Here is an 18,878-nt window from a genome sequence, read left to right on the forward strand (position 1 = left end):
TCTTCGCGGCGTGGGCGAAGGCGAGCCCGCACCTGTGAGTGGGGGTGGCGGTCCGGCACGCCACGGGCGGGGTCGCGGTCGGGCAAGGCCTTCCCGATGGCCTGCGCCGACAGCACAGGCGAGAACGCATTCGTCCATACGCGGAAGCAGGTGAAGCTCGATTGAGTGCCTCCCTCAGAACCAGTACCGGGCTGGCTGCGGCCCATGCCCACAGCATCGCCGAACGCGAGTTCGCGCGCTCCCGAAAGCAGGTGGCTCCCGGATGAGCACCGACACCCGCCAGGACATGCGGCTCGTCCCGGCGGCAGCGGCCTGCTGGCTGGCGGCATTGGCCGGCCTGCTGCTCGGCTGGTGGACAGCCGTCGCCACCGGCCTTGCCGCGGTCGCGCTCGCCGGGCTGCTGCTGTGGTGGGCCCGCGACCGGCCCCGGGTGCGCGACGCGGCGGCAGCCCTCCTGATCCTGGGCCTCCTCGCCGCAGTCCCGATCTCCTGGCGAGTCCGCGAAGCCCAAAGCGACGAACTCCGCGCCTCCGCCGCAGAAGGGCTCCCGGCGGCGTTGCGAGTCGTCGTCGCCGAACGTCCGAAGCCCGTGCGGAGCGCGGGGTATGCCGATCAGCAAGCCGGTGCCCGGTCGGTCGTCCTCACCGCCGATGTGCGCACCGCATCGGTCGACGGCCGACCCGTCCCCTCCTCCGGCCGCATCCTGCTGTTGGCTCCGGTCGCGCAGTGGGCGTCGCTGCTGCCGGGCCAAGAGGTGACGGCGACGGGGCTGCTGATGCCGCCGCGCGGCTCGGACCTCACCGCCGCGGTGCTGTCGGTGCGCGGCCCGCCGGGGGAACCCGGCCCGGCGCCGTGGTGGCAGCGGGCGGCGGCCGGGCTGCGCACCGGTCTCCACGATCTGTGCCAGGTCCTGCCGGACGAACCCGCGGGCCTGCTCCCGGGGCTGGTGCTGGGCGACACGAGCGCGTTGTCCCCGCGCGTCGAGCAGGAGTTCGTCTCCGCGGGGCTCACCCACCTCACCGCGGTCAGCGGCGGCAACCTCGCGGTGATCTGCGGGGCGGTCTTGCTCCTGTTGCGCCTGCTCCGGCTCGGCCCCCGGCTGTCGGCCGCGGCGGCCGGGACGTGCCTGGCCGGGTTCCTCGTCCTCGTGGGCCCGGAGCCGAGCGTGCTGCGTGCGGGTGTCATGGCGGCCGTGGCGCTCCTGGCCCTGGCGCTGGGCCGCCGTGGTTCGGCGCTGCCCGCGCTGGCCTTCGCGGTGTGCTTGCTGGTGGTCGCGGATCCGGCGATGGCCACGGACTTCGGCTTCGCGCTGTCGGTGTGCGCCACCGGCGGGCTGGTCTTGCTCGCGCCCCGCTGGGCCGACGCGCTGGTCCGCCGCGGGATCCCACCGGGTTTCGCGGAAGGGCTGGCGATCCCGCTGGCGGCGTTCCTGGTGACGGCGCCGGTGCTCGCGGGCATGGCGGGTTCGGTGAGCCTCGTTTCGGTGCTGACCAACGTCCTCGCCGCGCCCGTGGTGGCCCCGGCGACGGTGCTCGGCGTGCTGGCGACGGTCACCGGCCCGTGGTGGCCGGGCGCCGGGAAGGTCCTGGTGCACTTGGCCGATCCTGAGGCTCGGTGGCTGATCACCGTCGCCCGGCACGGCGCGCGGGCGCCGCACGCGGTCATCGCGTGGCCCGGTGGCTGGGTGGGTGGTCTCCTGGCCGCTGCCGTCCTCGTGGTGCTGGTGCTCGCGCTCCGGCACCGGCGGGTGCGGGTGCTGATGGCGGTGCTCGTCGCCGGCGCGCTCCTGGTGTTCGTGCCGGTCCGGGTGGTGGCGCCGGCGTGGCCACCTCGGAACTGGGCGATGGTCGAATGCGACGTCGGCCAGGGTGACGCCGTCGTGTTGGCGACCGCCGAACCGGGACGGGCGGTCGTCGTGGACGCCGGACCCGAGCCGGGGCCGGTCGACGAGTGCCTGCACCGGCTGGCGGTCGACCGGATTCCGCTGCTGGTGCTGAGCCACCTGCACGCCGACCACATCGGCGGCCTCGCTTCGGTCTTCGAGGGCCGTGCGGTCGGCGCGATCGCCGTCGGGCCGGGGCGGTCGCCGGGGTGGGCCTGGCGCCAGGTGGCCGCCGAGGCCACCCGGCGGGCGGTGCCGCTGGTGGAGCTGACGCCGGGCGAGCGGCTGGACTGGCCGGGCCTGGCGCTCGACGTCCTGGGCCCGCGCTACGTACCGGCCCGCTCGGACGCGCCACAGGACGGCACCACGATCAACAACAGCTCGGTGGTGCTCCGAGCGGAGACCACGGCGGGCCGGGTCCTGCTGACCGGTGACGTCGAACTGGCCGCGCAAGCGGACCTGCTGGCCGACATCGGAGATCTGAAGGCGGACGTCTTGAAGGTGCCGCACCACGGAAGCCGCTACTCGCTGCCCTCGTTCCTCGCCGCGGTGGCCCCGCGGGTGGCCTTGGTCAGCGTGGGCGCGGGAAACACGTACGGGCACCCCAGCAAGTCCACAATGGACACCCTCACCGCCCTCGGCGCACGAGTTACCCGCACGGACATGGACGGCGACACGGCGGTGGTCACCGGAACGGCAATAGCCCGCCGCGGCGAGCCTCGCGGCCCGCCGCGCCGGTGATGGCCGGGGCGGGGACGGTGCCGCGGGCCGGTGTCTCGCGCCGGGAAGGCGACACGTGGTCGAGCGCCCGGGCAAATAACGTGCGCCGCCGGGGCCGGTGAGCTTTAGCCCGGGGGAGGCGACACGTGGCCGTGCCCCTCCGCCGAGCGCCGGGGCGGGCCGAGTGCCCGCCCCGGCCGGAGCTCAGTAGCCGAGGGCCTTGTTCACGGCCGCGGCCGAGGGCGGCAGGGTCGCCTTGGGACCCACGTGGTTCTCGATCGCGTCGAGGGTCTTGAGGCCATCGCCGGTGATGAGGAGCACCGTCTCGGCGTCCGGGTCCAGCTTGCCCGTCTCGACCAGCTTCTTCGCCGTGGCGACGGTGACCCCGCCGGCCGTCTCGGTGAAGATGCCTTCGGTGCGGGCCAGCAGGCGGATGCCCTCGACGACCTCTTCGTCGGAGACGTCCTCGATCGCGCCGCCGGTGCGGTTGACGATGTCGAGCACGTACGGGCCGTCGGCGGGGTTGCCGATCGCCAGCGAGCGGGCGATCGTGTCCGGCTTCACCGGCTGGACCACGTCGTGGCCCTCGCGGAACGCGGTCGACACCGGCGAGCAGCCGGTGGCCTGCGCGCCGAAGACCTTGTACGGGCTGGCGTCCACGAGGCCGAGCTGCCCCAGCTCACGGAAACCCTTGTCCACCTTGGTCAGCTGCGAACCGGAGGCGATCGGCACGACGATCTGCGGCGGGATGCGCCAGCCGAGCTGCTCGGCGACCTCGAAGGCCAGCGTCTTCGAGCCCTCCGAGTAGTACGGCCGGACGTTCACGTTGACGAACGCCCACTTCGGGTGCTCGCCGGCGAGCTCGGTGGCGAGGCGGTTGACGTCGTCGTAGTTGCCGTCGATGGCGATGAGGTCGCCGTCGTACACCGCGGTGGTGAGGATCTTGGCGCGCTCGAGGCTCTTGGGGATCAGCACGACCGACCGCCAGCCGGCGCGGGCCGCGGCGGCGGCCGTCGCGTTGGCCAGGTTGCCGGTCGAGGGACACGCGAGCACCTCGAACCCGAACTCGCGGGCCGCGGCCAGCGCGACGGCGACGACGCGGTCCTTGAACGAGTGCGTCGGGTTGCCGGTGTCGTCCTTGACCCACACGCGCTTGAGGCCGAGCTCCTTGGCGAGGCGGTCGGCGCGGACCAGCCGCGTCGCGCCCGGCTCGGTGTTCGGGATCTCTTCGACGTTGGACGGAACGGGAAGGAGTTTCTTGTAGCGCCAGATGTTCTTGGGGCCGGCCTCGATGTCTTCGCGGCGGACGCGGCCGAAGTCGTAGGCGACCTCGAGCGGCGAGAAGTCTTCGGCGGAGACGAACTCCGGAGCGAGCGGCTGCCGGTGGCCCTCTTCCTTCGACACCAGTTCGACGGCGGGTCCGAGATCCGGGGTCTTGGTGGTGGAGGTCGTGCCGAGGGTGGCGGTCATCGCGAGGTTCCTTTCCTCATCTGCCCCGCCGAAGCGGGCCGGAATTGGCACCGTGGTCGTCAGCTATCCCGCGATCGCGGGATGACAGGCTGTACGCCGGTTGCCGGGGCTTCGTCGGGCCGTTCCCTCTGCCCCTCTGGATGAGCGGTATTCAATTGTCGGTGCGCGCACGCCGGATCCTCCGGGGCGGGCTGCCTCGGCTACACCGTACGACATCGCGCTCGGGCCGTGCCACGGTGGCCGCTCGACATCACCGGAGCGGGCGCATCCGAGCGCAAGTGAGAGGATTCCCGGGTGACCGCGCAAGCCACCGCCCCGGCCCCGCTGCACCTGGTGCTCGGCGAGGAAGAACTGCTGATCGAGCGGGCCGTCCGCGAGACGCTCGCCGCCGCGCGCGCGATGGACGCGACCGCCGAGCTGACCCGGGTCCGGGTGTCCGATCTCACAGCGCCCGAGCTGGCCGAACTGGTCAGCCCGTCGCTGTTCAGCGAAGGCCGGGTGATCGTCCTGGAGTCGGCGCAGGACATCTCGCAGGAGCTGGCCGACGCCGTCGCGGCCTACCTGAAGGACCCGGCCGACGGGGTCGTGCTCGTCGTCGTGCACACCGGCGGCGGCCGCAGCAAGGCGGGCAAGTCGCTCCCGGCGGCGCTGAAGAAGGCCGGCGCCGAGATCACCGAGTGCCCGAAGCTGACCAAGCCGGCCGAGCGGGAGCAGTTCGTGCGCCACGAGGTGCGCCGGGTGGGCGGCAAGATCGACCCGGCGGGGGTCGCCGCCCTGCTCGACGCCGTGGGCTCCGACCTGCGGGAACTCTCTTCGGCGGCGACGCAGCTGGTCGCGGACACGGGCGGCACCGTGGACGCCGACGCGGTCCGCCGTTACCACCGCGGACGGGCCGACGTCACCGGCTTCGCGGTCGCGGAGAAGGCGGTCAGCGGCGATCGCGCGGCGGCGCTGGAGTCGCTGCGCTGGGCGATGCAGCTGGGCGTCCCGCACGTGCTGGTCGCCGACGCGCTGGCCGACGCGGTCCGCACGATCGCCCGGGTCTCCGGCGCCGGCCGGGGCAACCCGAACCAGCTGGCGGGCGAGCTGGGCATGCCCCCGTGGAAGATCCGCAAGGCGCAGGGGCAGTCCCGGGGCTGGAACCCCGACGGCCTCGCGACGGCGATGCGCGTGGTCGCGCGGCTGAACGCCGAGGTCAAGGGCGTGGCGGCGGACCCGGGCTACGCGCTGGAGCGCGCGGTCCTCCAGGTGGCGGCGGCCAAGGGCGACCGCTGACCGCGGCGGCTCCGGACGCGAATGACCCAGACGCGAAGACCTTCAAGCGCGAAGACCCGGAGGAGGGTCGGCGCGAAGTACCCGGACATGAAGAAGGCCCCGGCCGGAGCCGGGGCCTTCCCAGAAATCAACCAGCTCAGAGCGCGTTGACGCGCTTCGCCAGCGCCGACTTCTTGTTGGCGGCCTGGTTGGCGTGGATGACGCCCTTCGAGACGGCCTTGTCCAGCTTCTGGGCGGCGTCGCGCTGCAGCTCGACGGCCTTGGCCTTCTCGCCGGCCTCGGCGGCTTCGCGGACCTTGCGGATCGCGGTCTTCACCGAGGACCGGATCGCCTGGTTGCGCTGACGCGCCTTCTCGTTCGTCGTGATGCGCTTGATCTGCGACTTGATGTTGGCCATAGGGCAACTCCTGTTTCACTCGGTGAGATTCGCCGCCGCGCTGAAGTGGCCCCGCTCGATGAGCGGGTTTCCTCCATGACGGAATGCCGCACGGGCAGCGAGCGATCACTCTAACAGCCGGGCCGCCGGCGGCCGGAGCCGGGAGTACCGTGGGCCGCGGCAGTGCCTAGGGTTCCGTCGCCGGTCCGAGCAACCCGCACCACCCGCACCACGCACCACACGCACCACACGCACCTCAAAACCAGGACCGGTGGGCCTGGTCCGAGCGGCACCATCGGCGGGCCCGGACGGCCCGTCGTTCATCTGACGGGGCAAAAGCCTGGAGGACCAGCTTTTCGCGTGCGCGAAAAGCCGAAGGGGCCCCGTGAACGCCACCGCCTTGTCCCTCGTCCTCGTCGCCGCCGTCGTGCACGCCGCGTGGAACCTCGCGGCCAAGCGCATCTCCTCCGGGGGCACCCAGTTCGTCTGGCTCTACTACACGGCCGGCGCCGTCTTGCTCCTTCCCGTCACGATCGTGCTGCTCGTCGTCGAACACCACCGTCCACAGTGGAGCTGGTTGCTCGCCGCCGCGGTCACCGCCGTCCTGCACATCGCCTACGGGATCGTGCTGCAGCGTGGGTACCGCGTCGGCGACCTCTCCGTCGTCTACCCCGTCGCGCGGGGCACCGGGCCGCTGCTGTCGGTGCTGGCCGCCGTCCTGGTGCTCGGCGAGCGGCCCGGGCCGCTTGGCCTGCTCGGGGCGTTCCTGGTCGTCGCCGGGGTGCTGGTGATCAGCACCGGCCGGAAGGGCGGCGACCCCCGCGCCGTGAAAGCGGGGATCCTCTACGGGCTGCTGACCGGGGCCGTCATCGCCGGCTACACGCTCTGGGACGCGCACTCGGTGACCGGCATCGGCGTGCCGCCGGTCGTCTACTTCGGCCTCGGCTCGGTCCTGCAGAGCGTGCTGCTCGTGCCCGGCGCCCTGGCCGATCGCGCCGAAGTGACGCGGATCTGGCGCGAACAGCGCCGCGAAGTCCTGCTCGTCGCGGTCCTGTCGCCGATCGCCTACATCCTCGTGCTGTTCGCCCTCACCATGGCGCCGGTCAGCCTGGTCGCGCCCGCCCGGGAGCTGAGCATCGTGCTCGGCGGCCTCGCCGCGTGGCTGGTCTTGGGCGAGCGTGACGCCGTGCGGCGGCTGGCCGGGTCGGTGATCGTGCTGTCCGGCATCGCCGCGATTGCGGCCGCCTGAGCCCGTCCGGTAGGGATGGTCGGATGGAGATCCTGAAGAGCCGGCTGCTGATCCGCCCGCGGGACGTCGCCGCGTCCACGGCGTTCTACCGCGACACCCTCGGCCTGGCCGTCGAGCGGGAATTCCCCGGTGGCACCGTGTTCTTCCTCGGCCACGGCTCCCTGGAGGTCTCCGGTGCCGGCGAAGCGGGCTCGTCGCCCGATCTGGTGCTCTGGCTGCAGGTCCGGGACCTCGCCGTCACCCTGGCCGAGCTGAAGGGCAACGGCCTGGAGCCGGTGCGCGGCGCGCGGCGCGAGCCGTGGGGCCTCGACGAGGCCTGGATCGCCGATCCGGACGGCACGCGCATCGTGCTGGTCGAGGTGCCCGAGGGACACCCGATCCGCACGGACACCCGCTAGGCGGGCTTGACGCCGCGCAGCTGCGCGGCGAGCGCGGCGAACCCGGGCGGCTCCCAGGTCCAGGTCTGGAGGTCGGCGAAGCCCGCGGCGGCGGCTTCGTCGGCCAGGACGTGCCTGCTCACGGGCAGCCACTTCTCGTGCGCGGACAGCAGCAGCCGGCCGCCCGGGCGCAGCACCCGGAACAGCTCGGCGAACCCGGCCGCGCGGTCTTCCCACAGCATGACGTTGTTCACGCTCAGCACGACGTCGACGGAGCCGTCGGGCTCGCCGGTGTGCGCCGCCGACCCTTCGCGCAGCTCGGCGCGGTCGCCGCAGCGTTCGTGGCACAGCGTGAGCATCTCGGGGGAGGGGTCGACGCCGACGGCGCGCCCGGCCAGGCGGGCGGCGGCTTCCAGGCCGACGCCGGGGCCGGGGCCGACGATCAGGACGGTTTCGTCGGGCTCGATCTTCGCCAGGTCGACGACGCGGTGTTCGGTGGCGGCGTTGCCGCGGGCCATGACCCAGCCGCCGAGGCGGCCGAGCGCGCCGGAGGGGTGACCGAACGTCCGGTCGAAGACGCGGGCGAAGCCGCTGGTCTCCGGCTGGGGAGGGGGTGCCGGCTGGTGCGGAGTACTCATACTTCGAGGGCACCACGGATCGCGAAACCCCGCATCGGGGATGACCCCCAACCGCACCCGGAGGGCCATGGGACCATAGAGGTGGCCATCCCCGACTTTCCGAGGACTCATTCGAGTGACGACGTTCGCCGACACGACCTTCACGCCTCCGGAGCTCATCCGGAACTTCTGCATCATCGCGCACATCGACCACGGCAAGTCCACCCTGGCCGACCGCATGCTGCAGCTCACCGGCGTCGTGGAAGAGCGGGCCATGCGCGCTCAGTACCTCGACCGGATGGACATCGAACGCGAGCGCGGCATCACGATCAAGGCGCAGAACGTCCGGCTGCCCTGGAAGGTCGACGGGCAGGACCACGTCCTGCACATGATCGACACCCCGGGCCACGTGGACTTCACCTACGAGGTCTCCCGGGCCCTGGAGGCGTGTGAAGGCGCTGTCCTGCTGGTCGACGCCGCGCAGGGGATCGAGGCCCAGACGCTGGCCAACCTGTACCTCGCGCTGGAGAACAACCTCCAGATCATCCCGGTGCTGAACAAGATCGACCTGCCCTCGGCCGACCCCGACAAGTACGCGGGTGAGCTGGCCCACATCATCGGCTGCGAGCCGGACGACGTCCTGCGGGTCTCGGCCAAGACCGGCATGGGCGTCGGCGCGCTGCTCGACGAGGTCGTGAAGTCGGTCCCGGCGCCGCAGGGTGACGCCGACGCGCCCGCCCGGGCGATGATCTTCGACTCGGTGTACGACACGTACCGCGGCGTCGTCACCTACATCCGGGTGGTCGACGGCAAGATCACCCCGCGCGAGCGCATCAAGATGATGTCCACCGGCGCCACCCACGAGCTGCTGGAAGTCGGGATCATCTCGCCGGAGCCCAAGGCCAGCAAGGGCCTCGGCGTCGGCGAGGTCGGCTACCTGATCACCGGGGTGAAGGACGTCCGCCAGTCCAAGGTCGGCGACACCGTGACCTCGGAGCGTCACGGCGCCAAGGAAGCGCTGGCGGGCTACCGCGAGCCGAAGCCGATGGTCTACTCCGGGCTGTACCCGGTCGACGGTTCGGACTACCCCGAGCTGCGCGAGGCGCTGGACAAGCTCCAGCTGAACGACGCCGCGCTCGACTACGAGCCGGAGACGTCGGTGGCGCTCGGCTTCGGCTTCCGCTGCGGCTTCCTCGGCCTGCTGCACCTGGAGATCACCCGCGACCGGCTCGAGCGCGAATTCGGCCTCGACCTGATCTCGACGGCGCCGAACGTGGTCTACGACGTGGTGCTGGACGACGGCAAGGAAATCCACGTCACCAACCCGTCGGACTGGCCGACCGGGAGCAAGATCGACAAGGTGCTGGAGCCGGTCAGCAAGGTCAGCATCCTGGCGCCGTCCGAATTCATCGGCACGATCATGGAGCTGTGCCAGAACAAGCGCGGTCAGCTGCTCGGCATGGACTACCTGTCCGAGGACCGGGTCGAGCTGCGCTACAACATGCCGCTCGGGGAAATCATCTTCGACTTCTTCGACACGCTGAAGTCGCGGACGCGCGGCTACGCGTCGCTGGACTACGAAGAGGCCGGCACGCAGGCGGCGGACCTGGTCAAGGTGGACATCCTTTTGCAGGGCGAGGGCGTGGACGCGTTCTCCGCGATCGTGCACAAGGACGACGCCTACAACTACGGCAACCGCATGGTGAACCGGCTCCGCGAACTGATCCCGCGGCAGAACTTCGAGGTGCCCATCCAGGCCGCCATCGGCGCCCGGATCATCGCCCGCGAAACGATCCGCGCCATCCGCAAGGACGTGCTCGCCAAGTGCTACGGCGGTGACATCTCGCGTAAGCGGAAGCTGCTGGAGAAGCAGAAGGAAGGCAAGAAGCGGATGAAGACCGTCGGCCGGGTCGAGGTCCCGCAGGAGGCTTTCGTCGCCGCACTGTCCACTGAGGACTCCGGCAAGAACAAGAAGTAACTGTTTCCGTTGATGTGACTGTTTCATTGATGTGACAGTGGCGCCTATATTCACGCTTCCGCGTGGATATGGGCGCCGAACCCGTGTTCGATGTGGTTTTCCGTCGGTGCTCTCTGGTTTCCTCTGGTGCGAAGAGCGAAAGGAGAGCACCATGACGGTCATGGCGGACATCGAGCATCCTCACGATTCGGGCCCCCTGACGGTGCACGACCTCGGGGGGATGCCGTATGACAGCCGACGCTACGAGCTCATCGACGGGGTGCTCCTGGTGACCCCCGCGCCGGGAAGACGACACCAGACGATCGCGGTGTGGCTCTGGAGAGTGCTCGTCGATTCTTGCCCGCCCGAGTTCGACGTAGTCGTCGCGCCGTTCGCGGTGCACTCGGGTGACAAGATCGAGCTACAGCCGGACGTCCTGGTCGGCCGGGACGAGGACTTCACGGACAAGGATCTCCCGGCGCCACCGGTGCTGGCGGTCGAGGTGCTGTCGCCCAGCACGGCGATCTACGACTTGAACCTCAAGAAGGCGGTCTACGAGCGGCTCGGCACCGGCAGCTATTGGGTGATCGATCCGGAGGAGCCCGCGCTGACCGTGTTCGAACTGGACGCGGACGGCTGCTACCAGCAGGTGGCCAAGGCGGCGGGCGACGAGGCGGTCGAGCTCGAGCGGCCGTTCCCGGTGCGGATCGTGCCCGAGGACCTGCTGGGCCGGCTCGGCTGAGGCCGGTCAGTGGCGCCGGAGCCGAGGGGTGCCGCGGAGCTGCGTGTGCAGCTGCCGGTGGCGCAGTTCCTTCCGGAGCCGGTCGAGCACGGCGTCGAACAGGGCCGGGGTGAGGATCGCCGTCTGCTCGAACTGCCGCCGCTCGGGCGGTGCCGGCTGCAGCTTGCCTCGCGGCGCGTAGCGCTGCACTGAGCTCTCGACGCCGCCGCCGGTGACCAGGTCGACCCAGAGGGCGTCGCGCAGGTAGCCGTCGCCGAAGCGGGCCGAACGGCGGACCGTGACTTCCGCGATCTCCGGCCAGGGCACCAGGCGCGTGCTGAGCGTGCCCGCCGGCAGGCGGATGCCCTCGTCGCCGATGGTGAGGTCGCGCAGGCCCTCGAACCCGCGCTTGAGGTCGCGGGCCCGGGAGACGCGGTAGACCAGGACGGCGGCGAGCACGGTCGCCGCGTAGCCGCCGCCGATCAGCCACGGCGAGAGGCCGCGCACCAGCCCGGTGGCGAGCGCCACGCCGAACCCGGCGTCGGCGACGACGAGCAAGCCGACGACGACCTTGACCGGCGTGGTCACGCGGGGCGGGGACTCGGACAACGGGACGACTCCTGGGGCAGGGAGGGGGTCAGGGATTGCCGATTATCCGGTCTGCCCGGATGAACACCGCGACCCGCCGCTCTTCGGCCATGACCCGGTCGTACTCGGCCCAGTCGTCGTGGGTGCCGGTGGCGGCGATGAAGACGTCACGCAGCAGCTGCGGCAGGCCCGCGGGGTCGAAGGCGGGGTCGGGGTCGTCGGGCCCGATGAGGTGGGTGGCACCGGTGACGGAGAGCCAGTTCCAGCCGCGCCGGAAGGTGACGGTGGCGTTCCCGGAGCGTCGCAGCAGGAGAAGCTTGTGCGCTCGGCCGACGGCGACGTAGGCGACACCCGGGGCGCCGGTCACCGGATCGTCGAAGACGCCGACGTTGACGACGGAGGCGTGCACGGTGCCGTCCGCCCGCGTCGTGGCGACGGTGGCGAGGCCGTGCTCCTGCAGCGACAGCGTGCGAACCTGCTCCAGATCTGCGCTCATGCCCCAACCTAACCCGCCGCACGGGCGGCCCGTCCGGGTTTCACCGCGCGAAGTGCGCCGATAACCGTCCGCACAGGAGGTCGACGTCGGCGCGAGGCGCCCCGGGCCAGTCGACGTCCATCCACCCGACCTCGGCGGGAGTGCCCCGGTGCCGCACGAAGACGTGCTGGTGGAAGTGGTCGATGCCCCGTCCGGCCATGGCCGAGTGCACGGACTCGGGATCCAGTTCGGCCCGCAGCGCCCGGGCAGCCACCCAGGCGGCCCGCGCGACGGTCAGGGCTTCGGCTTCGGTGAGCCCGTCGAGGTTCGCCACGTGCCGCCGGGTCTCGACGAAGAGGTAGCCGGGGAAGGCGCCGGGACGGTGACTGACGACGGCGAGCTCGCCGGCCCAGATGACCGGCCCCACCAAGGGGCCGGTACCGCTGTGCTTGGCACAGATCGGGCACGGCATGACCGCAGCGTACTGCGCCACGGGTCAGGCCGAGGTTCGATCGGCGGGAGGCCAGACGTGGCCGGCGGCGTCGTCCGCGACCCGGACGTGTTCGAGGACGACGGTCCGTTCGAAGGTCGCGGCGGCGAAGGAGACGGCGCCGCCGAACACCGCGCCGTCCGGGTGGGGGACACCGTCGACCGTGCGCACGCCGCCGAACAAGGCCTCGTCGCGGAACACGGCTTCGTCGAACATCGCGCCGTTGTGGAAGACCGCTCCCCGGAACAGCGCCGAGCCGTGGAAGCGGGCCCGCGTGAAGTTCGCGGACGTGCGGAACTCGCTGCCGCCGAAGATGGCGTAGCCGGTGAATTCGACGTCCTCGAAGCGGTTCCAGCCGGCGAACCGCGCACCGCCGAACCGGACGTTGCCGACCCGGCACCCCCGGAAGTCGAAGTGGCACAGGAGTGCGCCCGTGAGGTTGAGGGTGATTCCGGGCCAGAACTCCGGACGCGGCTCGCCGGGAGCGTCGCCGGGGTAGAGGTGGTCGGCCAGGATGCGCTGGGCCGTCGCGCGCACCTCGAGCTCCTGCTCGCTCGCGTGCCCGTCGGAGCCGGTCTGTGATGACTCCGCCGGGTCCTGGCTCGCACCGGGGGCGCGCAACGACGACCAGGGTGGCAGCCGGGGCCCGGTGGGCAGCGTGTACGGCAGCCGGAGGTAGGCGCAGAGGAGGTTGACGATCGTCTGCCGCTGGTCCGGCGTGTTCTGCGCCAGCCGCTCCAACGCGTAGAGACCGGCCAGCCGGATCGGTGTCTTCTCGGATCCGAGCTGGTCCGCCGCCTTCGTGTAGAGCTCGGTGATCCGCCGTTCCGCCGCGTCGACCCGCGCGTCCTCGGCCAGCCGCCGCTGGTGCGCGGCCGTGTCCGAGGCCACCTGCTCGACGTGCTTTTGCGCGTGGTCCCGCTGGGCGAGCTCCTGCTCCTTCCGGCGGAGTTCGAGCTCGCCCAGGCGCTGCCGTCGCGCGGCCAGCACGAGCGCGACGGCGCCGCCCGCGCCGAGGACCACGTTCCCGGTCGCGCGGAACACCTCCAGCTGCGCCTGGTCCGCCGGTGTGCCGGCGCCGAAGAGCGCCAGCAGCAGCCAGAGCGTCCCGACCGCGACCACGACCACGATCAGCCCGGCGAACACGATGGCCCGCGTGGTGAGCACCTTGCCCAGGCGCTCCTCGCGAAGGCCGGCCGGCTCGGTGGTCGGTCGTGCGGGTGGTTTGCTCACCGGTCGACTGTGCCACGCCCGGGGCAGGCCCGGAACCAGTTCGGGGCCGGGCCGCCCCGGGAGGAAGGCAGCTCAGCAAGCGCCGTTGTCGGTCCACACTCCCCACTGGCCCGTGGTTCCCGGCTCCTCACCCTGCGTCCACCACTTCGCCGTCCACTTGTGGCCGTTGTGGGACACCACGTTCCCGCTCGTGTACACCTGCGTCGCGGTCCACGCCGGGTCCGCGCACGTGCCCGGGTTCGTCGTCCCGCCGGTGTCCCAGGCGACCTGCGCCGACCGGTAGAAGCCGATCCCCTGCGCCACCCAGCGGGGCGCCTGGGCGCCCAGCCGGGTCCGGAACGCCGTCCAGTCGTGCGTCGACCACGGTGACCAGCCCAGCTCCGCGTGCGCGGCCAAGCGGGGGAACGCCAGGTAGTCGATGTCCGAGGGCGTCACCACCGTTTCCGTCCACAGTGGCGACTCCACGCCGCGGACCGCCGATTCGCCCACGCCCGAAAGGTACGCTCCCGGGTTCCAGCCGTACGCGTCCTGGACCTCGATGTAACCCGCCCACGACAACCCGATGGGCGTCGAGCTGTTGTACTTCATGTCCAGGTACGCCTTGTTCGCCGGCGACAGGATCACCTTGCTGCCGCGGGAAACCGCCGTCGACACGCCCGCGTCGGAGGTGGAAGTTCCCCAGAACTGGGGCGTGGCCGAAGCGGGTAGAGACGCCTTCGCGATGTCGTGCCAGCCCACCACCGACTTGCCCGTGGCCGCCACCAGGGGGAGGACCTTGTTGACGAACGTCAGGTAGTCGGCCGCCGACGTCGAGGACGCTTCGTCGCCGCCGATGTGGAGGTACGGGCCCGGGGTCAGGGCCGCCAGCTCGCGCAGGACGTCGGCGATGAACGTGTACGTGATGTCCTTCGAGATGCACAACGAGCTGTAGCCGACCGCCGTGTCCGTGCGCAGGGCCGGGGCCACCCCGGTGCAGTTCAGCTCCGCGTACGACGCCAGCGCCGCGTTCACGTGTCCCGGCATGTCGATCTCCGGGATGACCGTGATGTGGCGCGAAGCCGCGTAGTTCACGATGTCGGTGTACTGCGCCTTCGTGTAGTAGCCACCCGCGCCGCCGCCGACCTGGGTGCTTCCGCCGTACGTCGTCAGGCGGGGCCAGCTGTCGATCTGGATGCGCCAGCCCTGGTCGTCCGCCAGGTGCAGGTGGAGGTTGTTGATCTTGTACTGGGCCAGCTGGTCGAGGTACCGCTTGACCGTCGACACCGGGTGGAAGTGGCGGGCGACGTCGAGCATCGCGCCGCGGTAGCCGAAGCGCGGGTAGTCCACGATCGTCGCCCCCGGGATGCTCCACGGGCCCTGCTGGGCCGCCGGGCTTTCCACCTTGCCCGGCAGCAGCTGGCGCAGCGTCTGGACGCCCGCGAAGAGCCCGTCCGGGGTGGTGGCGCGGACGGTGACCGACGACGCCGTCGACACCAGCTGGTAGCCCTGGGCGCCGACGCTCGCGGGGGCGCCGCCGAGCAGCAGCGCGATGCTGTCGGCCGGCACCGACGCGGGCGCGTCGGACACCGGCAGCGCGAAGCCGGTCGACGGCCGCAGCACGCCGGCCAGGTAGTCGCCGACCTGCCTGGCCGGCGCCGAACCGGCTTCGGTGACGATCTTCGTGGTCGAGACCAGCGGGAACGCGACCCCGGCCGCCGGGGTCACCGAGACCGGCGCCGGCACGATCGACTGCAGCGCCGGTGTGGCCGCCGCGGCCGGCGTGAAGTGGGCGGCTGTCGTGCCGGCGCCGATCAGGGCCAGCACGGCGAGTGCGCGGCCGAGCCGCCGCGCGAAGGACTGCTTCACCGGGGGACCTCCTGGCGGGAAGGGCGCGACCTCGCCGTCGCACCTGCCCGGATCGTCGCACTTCTGGCGGTCGTGGTCTAGACCAGTCTGGGTGGTTAAGCTCGCGCGGTGACGCGGGACTTCGTGCCGGGATCGCCGTTCGCGCTGCTCTCGGCAGCCGAAACGGCCGCCTGGTACGCCTACATGAAGGTGCACCTGCGCCTGGACTACGAGCTGAACCGGCAGCTGCGGGCCGACAGCGGCCTCTCGCTCGCCGACTACCACGTCCTGGTCGCCCTGACGAGCGATGCCGCCGGCCGGATGCGGGTCACCGACCTCGCGATCCGCATCGGCTGGGAGCGCAGCCGGCTGTCGCACCACCTCAAGCGGATGCGGGACCGCGGGCTGGTCGAAACCGGGACGGCCGCCGAGGACCGCCGCGTCACCGAGGTCGCGCTGTCCGAGGCGGGCTGGGCGTCGTTGCGGCAAACGGCGCCGGACCACGCCGGGTTCGTGCGCGAAGCGGTCCTGGGTGCCCTCGAGCCCGCTGAGCTGGCGCAGCTGACGACGCTGCTCGACCGCGTCTACGACCGGCTGGTCGAGCGCGGCACCCTGCCCCGGCCGGACGACCACCCCTGACAGTTGCGTGACATGTCACCTAATATGGGTCGTGAGACCGAGGAGGACGTGATGGCGACGGTGTCCGAGCTGATGGAAGCCAATCTGCTGCAGGTGTTCAACGAACGGGACGACGAGCGGCGCGCGAAGGCGATCGCCGCGACCTACGCGCCCGGCGTCGAGTTCGCCGACCCGGAAGGGGTCGCGACCGGCCACGCGGAGCTGAACGCCAAGGCCCGCGGGCTGCTGGAACAGTCGCCGGGCTTCGTCTTCGCGCCCGCCGGTCCCGTGCTCGTCAACCACGACCTGGGCCACCTCGCCTGGCAATTCGGCCCCGAAGGCGCGCCGCCGGTCGTGCGGGGGATCGACATCGCGCTCGTCGAGGACGGCGTGATCAAGAAGCTGTACACGATGTTGCTGCCCGGCTGAGTACTACGCTCGGGGGCATGTTCGACGAGCTGACGTTCCCGGTCGTCGCCGCGCCGATGGCCGGCGGTCCCACCACTCCGGAGCTGGTCGCCGCGGTGTCCGAGGCCGGTGGCTTCGGCTTCCTCTCCGCCGGCATGCTCACGCCCGCGGCGCTGAGCGCGCAGATCGACCGCACCGCCGAGCTCACCGGGCGGCCGTTCGGCGTCAACCTCTTCGTCCCGCAACCCGACACCGGCGCCGACGTCGGCGCGCACCGCGAGCGGCTCGAAGCGTTCGCCCGCGAGTACGACGTCGAGCTCGGCGAGCCGAAGTGGGACGACGACGCGTACCCCGCCAAGCTGGACGTCGTGCTCGAGAAGCGGATCCCCGTGGTGTCGTTCACCTTCGGGCCGCCCTCGCCGTCGGACGTCCTCCGGCTCCGCGACGCCGGGGCGAAGGTCGTCATCACCGTGACCACCCCGGAGGCCGCCCACCGGGCCGCCGGCCTCGGTGCCGACGCGCTCGTCCTGCAGGGCTTCGAGGCGGGCGGGCACCGGAGCCTGTTCATCGACGACCCGCGGCTGCCGGGCGGCGGCGCGGAATACGGCGTCCTCGCGCTTCTGAGGCTCGTCGCCGCCCGCGTGGACCTGCCGCTGATCGCCGCCGGCGGGCTGGTGCACGGGGCCGACGTCGCCGCCGTGCTCGCCGCCGGGGCTGTGGCCGCCCAGCTGGGCACCGTCTTCCTGCGCGCGGACGAAGCGGGGACGTCGGAGGCGCACCGCAAGGCACTCGCCCTCGCCGAGCGCGAGACGGCCTTCACCCGCGCCTTCAGCGGCCGCCCGGCCCGGGGCCTGGTCAACAAGTTCATGGACGCCCTCTCCGAGGGGGCGCCGGCCGCGTATCCGCAGCTCAACAACCTGGCGGGCCCGGTGCGCAGGGCGTCGGCGAAGGCCGGCGACCCGGAAGCGATCTCGCTGTGGGCGGGCCAGACCTACCCGCTCGCCTACGACGCCTCGGCCGCCGTGATCATCGAGCGGCTGAAGGTCGAGGCGCGCGAAGCCGCCGCCCGCCTCGACCGGATCCGCTAGCCGTCCGTGCGGTTCAGCAGCGAGTGCCGCCGGCTGTAGAGGAAGTAGACGACCAGGCCGATCAGGAACCAGACGCCGAACCGGATCCAGGTGGCGGGCTGCAGGAACGTGATCAGCCAGATCGAGAACACGATGCCGATCGCGGGCACCACCGGCATGCCCGGCGTCTTGAACGTGCGGGGCAGGTCCGGCTGCTTGTAGCGCAGCACGATCACCGCGACGCAGACGACGACGAACGCCAGCAGGATGCCGATGTTCGTCAGCTCGGCCGCCTCGCCGATCGGCAGCACCCCGGCGATGATCGCGGACGCGCCGCCGAGGATCCACGTCATCCGGCTCGGCACCTGGCGCTTCTCGTTCGTCTTGCCGAACCACGGCGGCAGCAGGCCGTCGCGGCTCATCGAGTAACCGACGCGGGTGGCGCCCATCAGGAACGTGAACAGCACGGTGAGGATGCCGATGATGGCCCCGATCGCGATCACCGTGGCCAGCCCGGAGAGGCCGACCGACTTGAACGCCGTCGAGAAGCCGCTCTTCGGGTCGATCTCGGTGTACTTCTGCATGCCGGTCAGCACCAGGCAGGCCAGCACGTACAGCACCATCGAAATCGCCAGCGAGTAGATGATCGCCTTCGGCATGTGCCGTTGCGCGTCCTTCGACTCCTCCGCGGCGGTGCTCATGGCGTCATAACCGAAGACGGCGAAGAACACGGTCGCGGCGCCGGTCACCGCGCCGCCGAAGCCGGCCGGCGCGAACGGCGTGTAGTTGCCGGTCTTGACGTAGAAGAAGCCGACCAGGATGACCACCAGCACGATCAGGACCTTGATCCCGACCATCGCCGTCTCGAACCGGGCGGCGCTGCGGATGCCGCGGTTGAGCAGGTACGCGATCAGCAGGCACAGCAGCGCGGCGAACAGGTCGACCTTGTGGCCCGGCCCGGTCCCGGGCGCGCCCAGCATCCACGCGGGCAGGTCCAGCCCGAGCTGGCCGAGCAGGAAGCTGAAGTAGCCCGAGATGCCGATCGCCACCACCGCCACGATCGCGGTGTACTCCAGCAGCAGGTCCCAGCCGATGAACCAGCCGACGATCTCGCCGAGCACCGCGTAGCCGTAGGTGTAGGCCGAACCGGCCTTCGGGATCAGGCCGGCGAACTCCGCGTAGGAGAACGCCGCCGCGGCGCTGGCGACCCCGGCGATGAGGAACGAGATCAGCACGGCCGGCCCGACGCCGGGGATGCCCGCCGCGTCGTCGCCGTGGGCGACACTGCCGGCGAGGGCGAAGATCCCGGCGCCGATGATGCCGCCGATGCCGATGGCGGTCAGCTGCCACAGCCCCAGAGTGCGTTGCAGGCCGCCGCTTTCGGCCGGGTCCTGGATGTGGTCGATCGGCTTGCGCCGGAAGATGCCGGAGCTCGAGCCCAAGCCTCCTGGAGCGGACATCGTCTTCTCCCGAACGGTCGGTGGAGGGCCCGGATCACGGACCCTCGCGGCAACCTACCGCCAACCCGGCG

General features: G+C 71.5%; 18 protein-coding genes and 1 riboswitch. Of the genes, 9 read left to right on the plus strand and 9 right to left on the minus strand.

Going from position 1 to position 18,878, the window contains the following annotated elements; genetic code table 11:
* Positions 1-262: 262 nt before the first annotated feature.
* Positions 263-2,623: a ComEC/Rec2 family competence protein gene (locus tag C2L58_RS43490; protein ID WP_103343446.1), complete on the plus strand. Its 2,361-nt coding sequence runs from the start codon at positions 263-265 to the stop codon at positions 2,621-2,623.
* A gap of 183 nt (positions 2,624-2,806) precedes the next feature.
* On the opposite strand, the gene thrC is transcribed toward C2L58_RS43490, so the two are convergent.
* Entirely contained in the window at positions 2,807-4,072 is a 1,266-nt protein-coding gene (thrC, locus tag C2L58_RS43495) for a threonine synthase (RefSeq protein WP_103343447.1), read from the minus strand.
* Between the two features lie 13 nt (positions 4,073-4,085).
* Positions 4,086-4,219: riboswitch (SAM riboswitch) on the minus strand.
* Positions 4,220-4,366: 147 nt separating this feature from the next.
* Between thrC and holA the strand changes: the two genes are divergently transcribed.
* Entirely contained in the window at positions 4,367-5,347 is a 981-nt protein-coding gene (gene holA / locus C2L58_RS43500) for a DNA polymerase III subunit delta (protein WP_103343448.1), read from the plus strand.
* 136 nt (positions 5,348-5,483) lie between these two features.
* Here holA and rpsT read toward each other — a convergent pair whose 3' ends face one another.
* Entirely contained in the window at positions 5,484-5,744 is a 261-nt protein-coding gene (gene rpsT / locus C2L58_RS43505; protein WP_103343449.1) for a 30S ribosomal protein S20, read from the minus strand.
* 364 nt (positions 5,745-6,108) lie between these two features.
* Between rpsT and C2L58_RS43510 the strand changes: the two genes are divergently transcribed.
* Both C2L58_RS43510 and C2L58_RS43515 read left to right on the plus strand, forming a co-directional pair.
* Entirely contained in the window at positions 6,109-6,972 is an 864-nt protein-coding gene (locus C2L58_RS43510; RefSeq protein ID WP_199191710.1) for a DMT family transporter, read from the plus strand.
* Positions 6,973-6,995: 23 nt separating this feature from the next.
* The gene (locus tag C2L58_RS43515; RefSeq protein WP_103343451.1) at positions 6,996-7,370 is read left to right on the plus strand and encodes a VOC family protein; all 375 of its coding nucleotides are present in this window, start codon (positions 6,996-6,998) and stop codon (positions 7,368-7,370) included.
* On the opposite strand, the gene C2L58_RS43520 is transcribed toward C2L58_RS43515, so the two are convergent.
* Positions 7,367-7,987, minus strand: coding sequence for a class I SAM-dependent methyltransferase (locus C2L58_RS43520; protein WP_103343452.1), 621 nt, complete (start codon positions 7,985-7,987; stop codon positions 7,367-7,369). The genes C2L58_RS43515 and C2L58_RS43520 overlap by 4 nt on opposite strands.
* A 115-nt stretch (positions 7,988-8,102) precedes the next feature.
* On the opposite strand from C2L58_RS43520, the gene lepA reads away from it, so the two are divergent.
* Together lepA and C2L58_RS43530 are read left to right on the plus strand one after the other, a co-directional pair.
* Positions 8,103-9,944, plus strand: a complete 1,842-nt coding sequence (gene lepA / locus C2L58_RS43525; RefSeq protein WP_103343453.1) for a translation elongation factor 4 — start codon at positions 8,103-8,105, stop codon at positions 9,942-9,944.
* A 151-nt stretch (positions 9,945-10,095) separates the two neighbouring features.
* Entirely contained in the window at positions 10,096-10,665 is a 570-nt protein-coding gene (locus tag C2L58_RS43530) for a Uma2 family endonuclease (RefSeq protein ID WP_103343454.1), read from the plus strand.
* A gap of 6 nt (positions 10,666-10,671) precedes the next feature.
* Here C2L58_RS43530 and C2L58_RS43535 read toward each other — a convergent pair whose 3' ends face one another.
* The 5 genes from C2L58_RS43535 to C2L58_RS43555 form a co-directional block, all read right to left on the minus strand.
* Positions 10,672-11,253, minus strand: a complete 582-nt coding sequence (locus tag C2L58_RS43535; RefSeq protein ID WP_103343455.1) for a hypothetical protein — start codon at positions 11,251-11,253, stop codon at positions 10,672-10,674.
* 28 nt (positions 11,254-11,281) lie between these two features.
* Positions 11,282-11,728, minus strand: coding sequence for a pyridoxamine 5'-phosphate oxidase family protein (locus tag C2L58_RS43540; RefSeq protein ID WP_103343456.1), 447 nt, complete (start codon positions 11,726-11,728; stop codon positions 11,282-11,284).
* Positions 11,729-11,768: 40 nt separating this feature from the next.
* Positions 11,769-12,179 carry an HIT family protein gene (locus C2L58_RS43545; RefSeq protein ID WP_233226254.1) on the minus strand — a complete coding sequence of 137 codons (411 nt, stop codon included), beginning with the start codon at positions 12,177-12,179 and terminating at the stop codon, positions 11,769-11,771.
* A gap of 24 nt (positions 12,180-12,203) precedes the next feature.
* Complete coding sequence (locus C2L58_RS43550; protein WP_103343457.1) at positions 12,204-13,430, minus strand: pentapeptide repeat-containing protein; 1,227 nt, start codon at positions 13,428-13,430, stop codon at positions 12,204-12,206.
* 72 nt (positions 13,431-13,502) lie between these two features.
* A complete protein-coding gene (locus C2L58_RS43555; protein ID WP_103343458.1) occupies positions 13,503-15,275 on the minus strand; it encodes a family 20 glycosylhydrolase in 1,773 nt (590 codons plus the stop codon).
* A gap of 108 nt (positions 15,276-15,383) precedes the next feature.
* Here C2L58_RS43555 and C2L58_RS43560 point away from each other — a divergent pair, with 108 nt between their 5' ends.
* The 3 genes from C2L58_RS43560 to C2L58_RS43570 are packed head-to-tail and all read left to right on the plus strand — an operon-like array spanning position 15,384 to position 17,368.
* The gene (locus tag C2L58_RS43560; RefSeq protein WP_103343459.1) at positions 15,384-15,893 is read left to right on the plus strand and encodes a MarR family winged helix-turn-helix transcriptional regulator; all 510 of its coding nucleotides are present in this window, start codon (positions 15,384-15,386) and stop codon (positions 15,891-15,893) included.
* Between the two features lie 51 nt (positions 15,894-15,944).
* Positions 15,945-16,301, plus strand: a complete 357-nt coding sequence (locus C2L58_RS43565; RefSeq protein WP_103343460.1) for a nuclear transport factor 2 family protein — start codon at positions 15,945-15,947, stop codon at positions 16,299-16,301.
* A 17-nt stretch (positions 16,302-16,318) separates the two neighbouring features.
* A complete protein-coding gene (locus C2L58_RS43570; protein ID WP_103343461.1) occupies positions 16,319-17,368 on the plus strand; it encodes an NAD(P)H-dependent flavin oxidoreductase in 1,050 nt (349 codons plus the stop codon).
* Here the strand turns inward: C2L58_RS43570 and C2L58_RS43575 are convergent.
* Positions 17,365-18,807, minus strand: a complete 1,443-nt coding sequence (locus C2L58_RS43575; protein ID WP_199191711.1) for an amino acid permease — start codon at positions 18,805-18,807, stop codon at positions 17,365-17,367. The genes C2L58_RS43570 and C2L58_RS43575 overlap by 4 nt on opposite strands.
* Between the last annotated feature and the right edge of the window lie 71 nt (positions 18,808-18,878).

The organism is Amycolatopsis sp. CA-126428 (genome assembly GCF_002904335.1).
Classification (GTDB): Bacteria; Actinomycetota; Actinomycetes; order Mycobacteriales; family Pseudonocardiaceae; genus Amycolatopsis.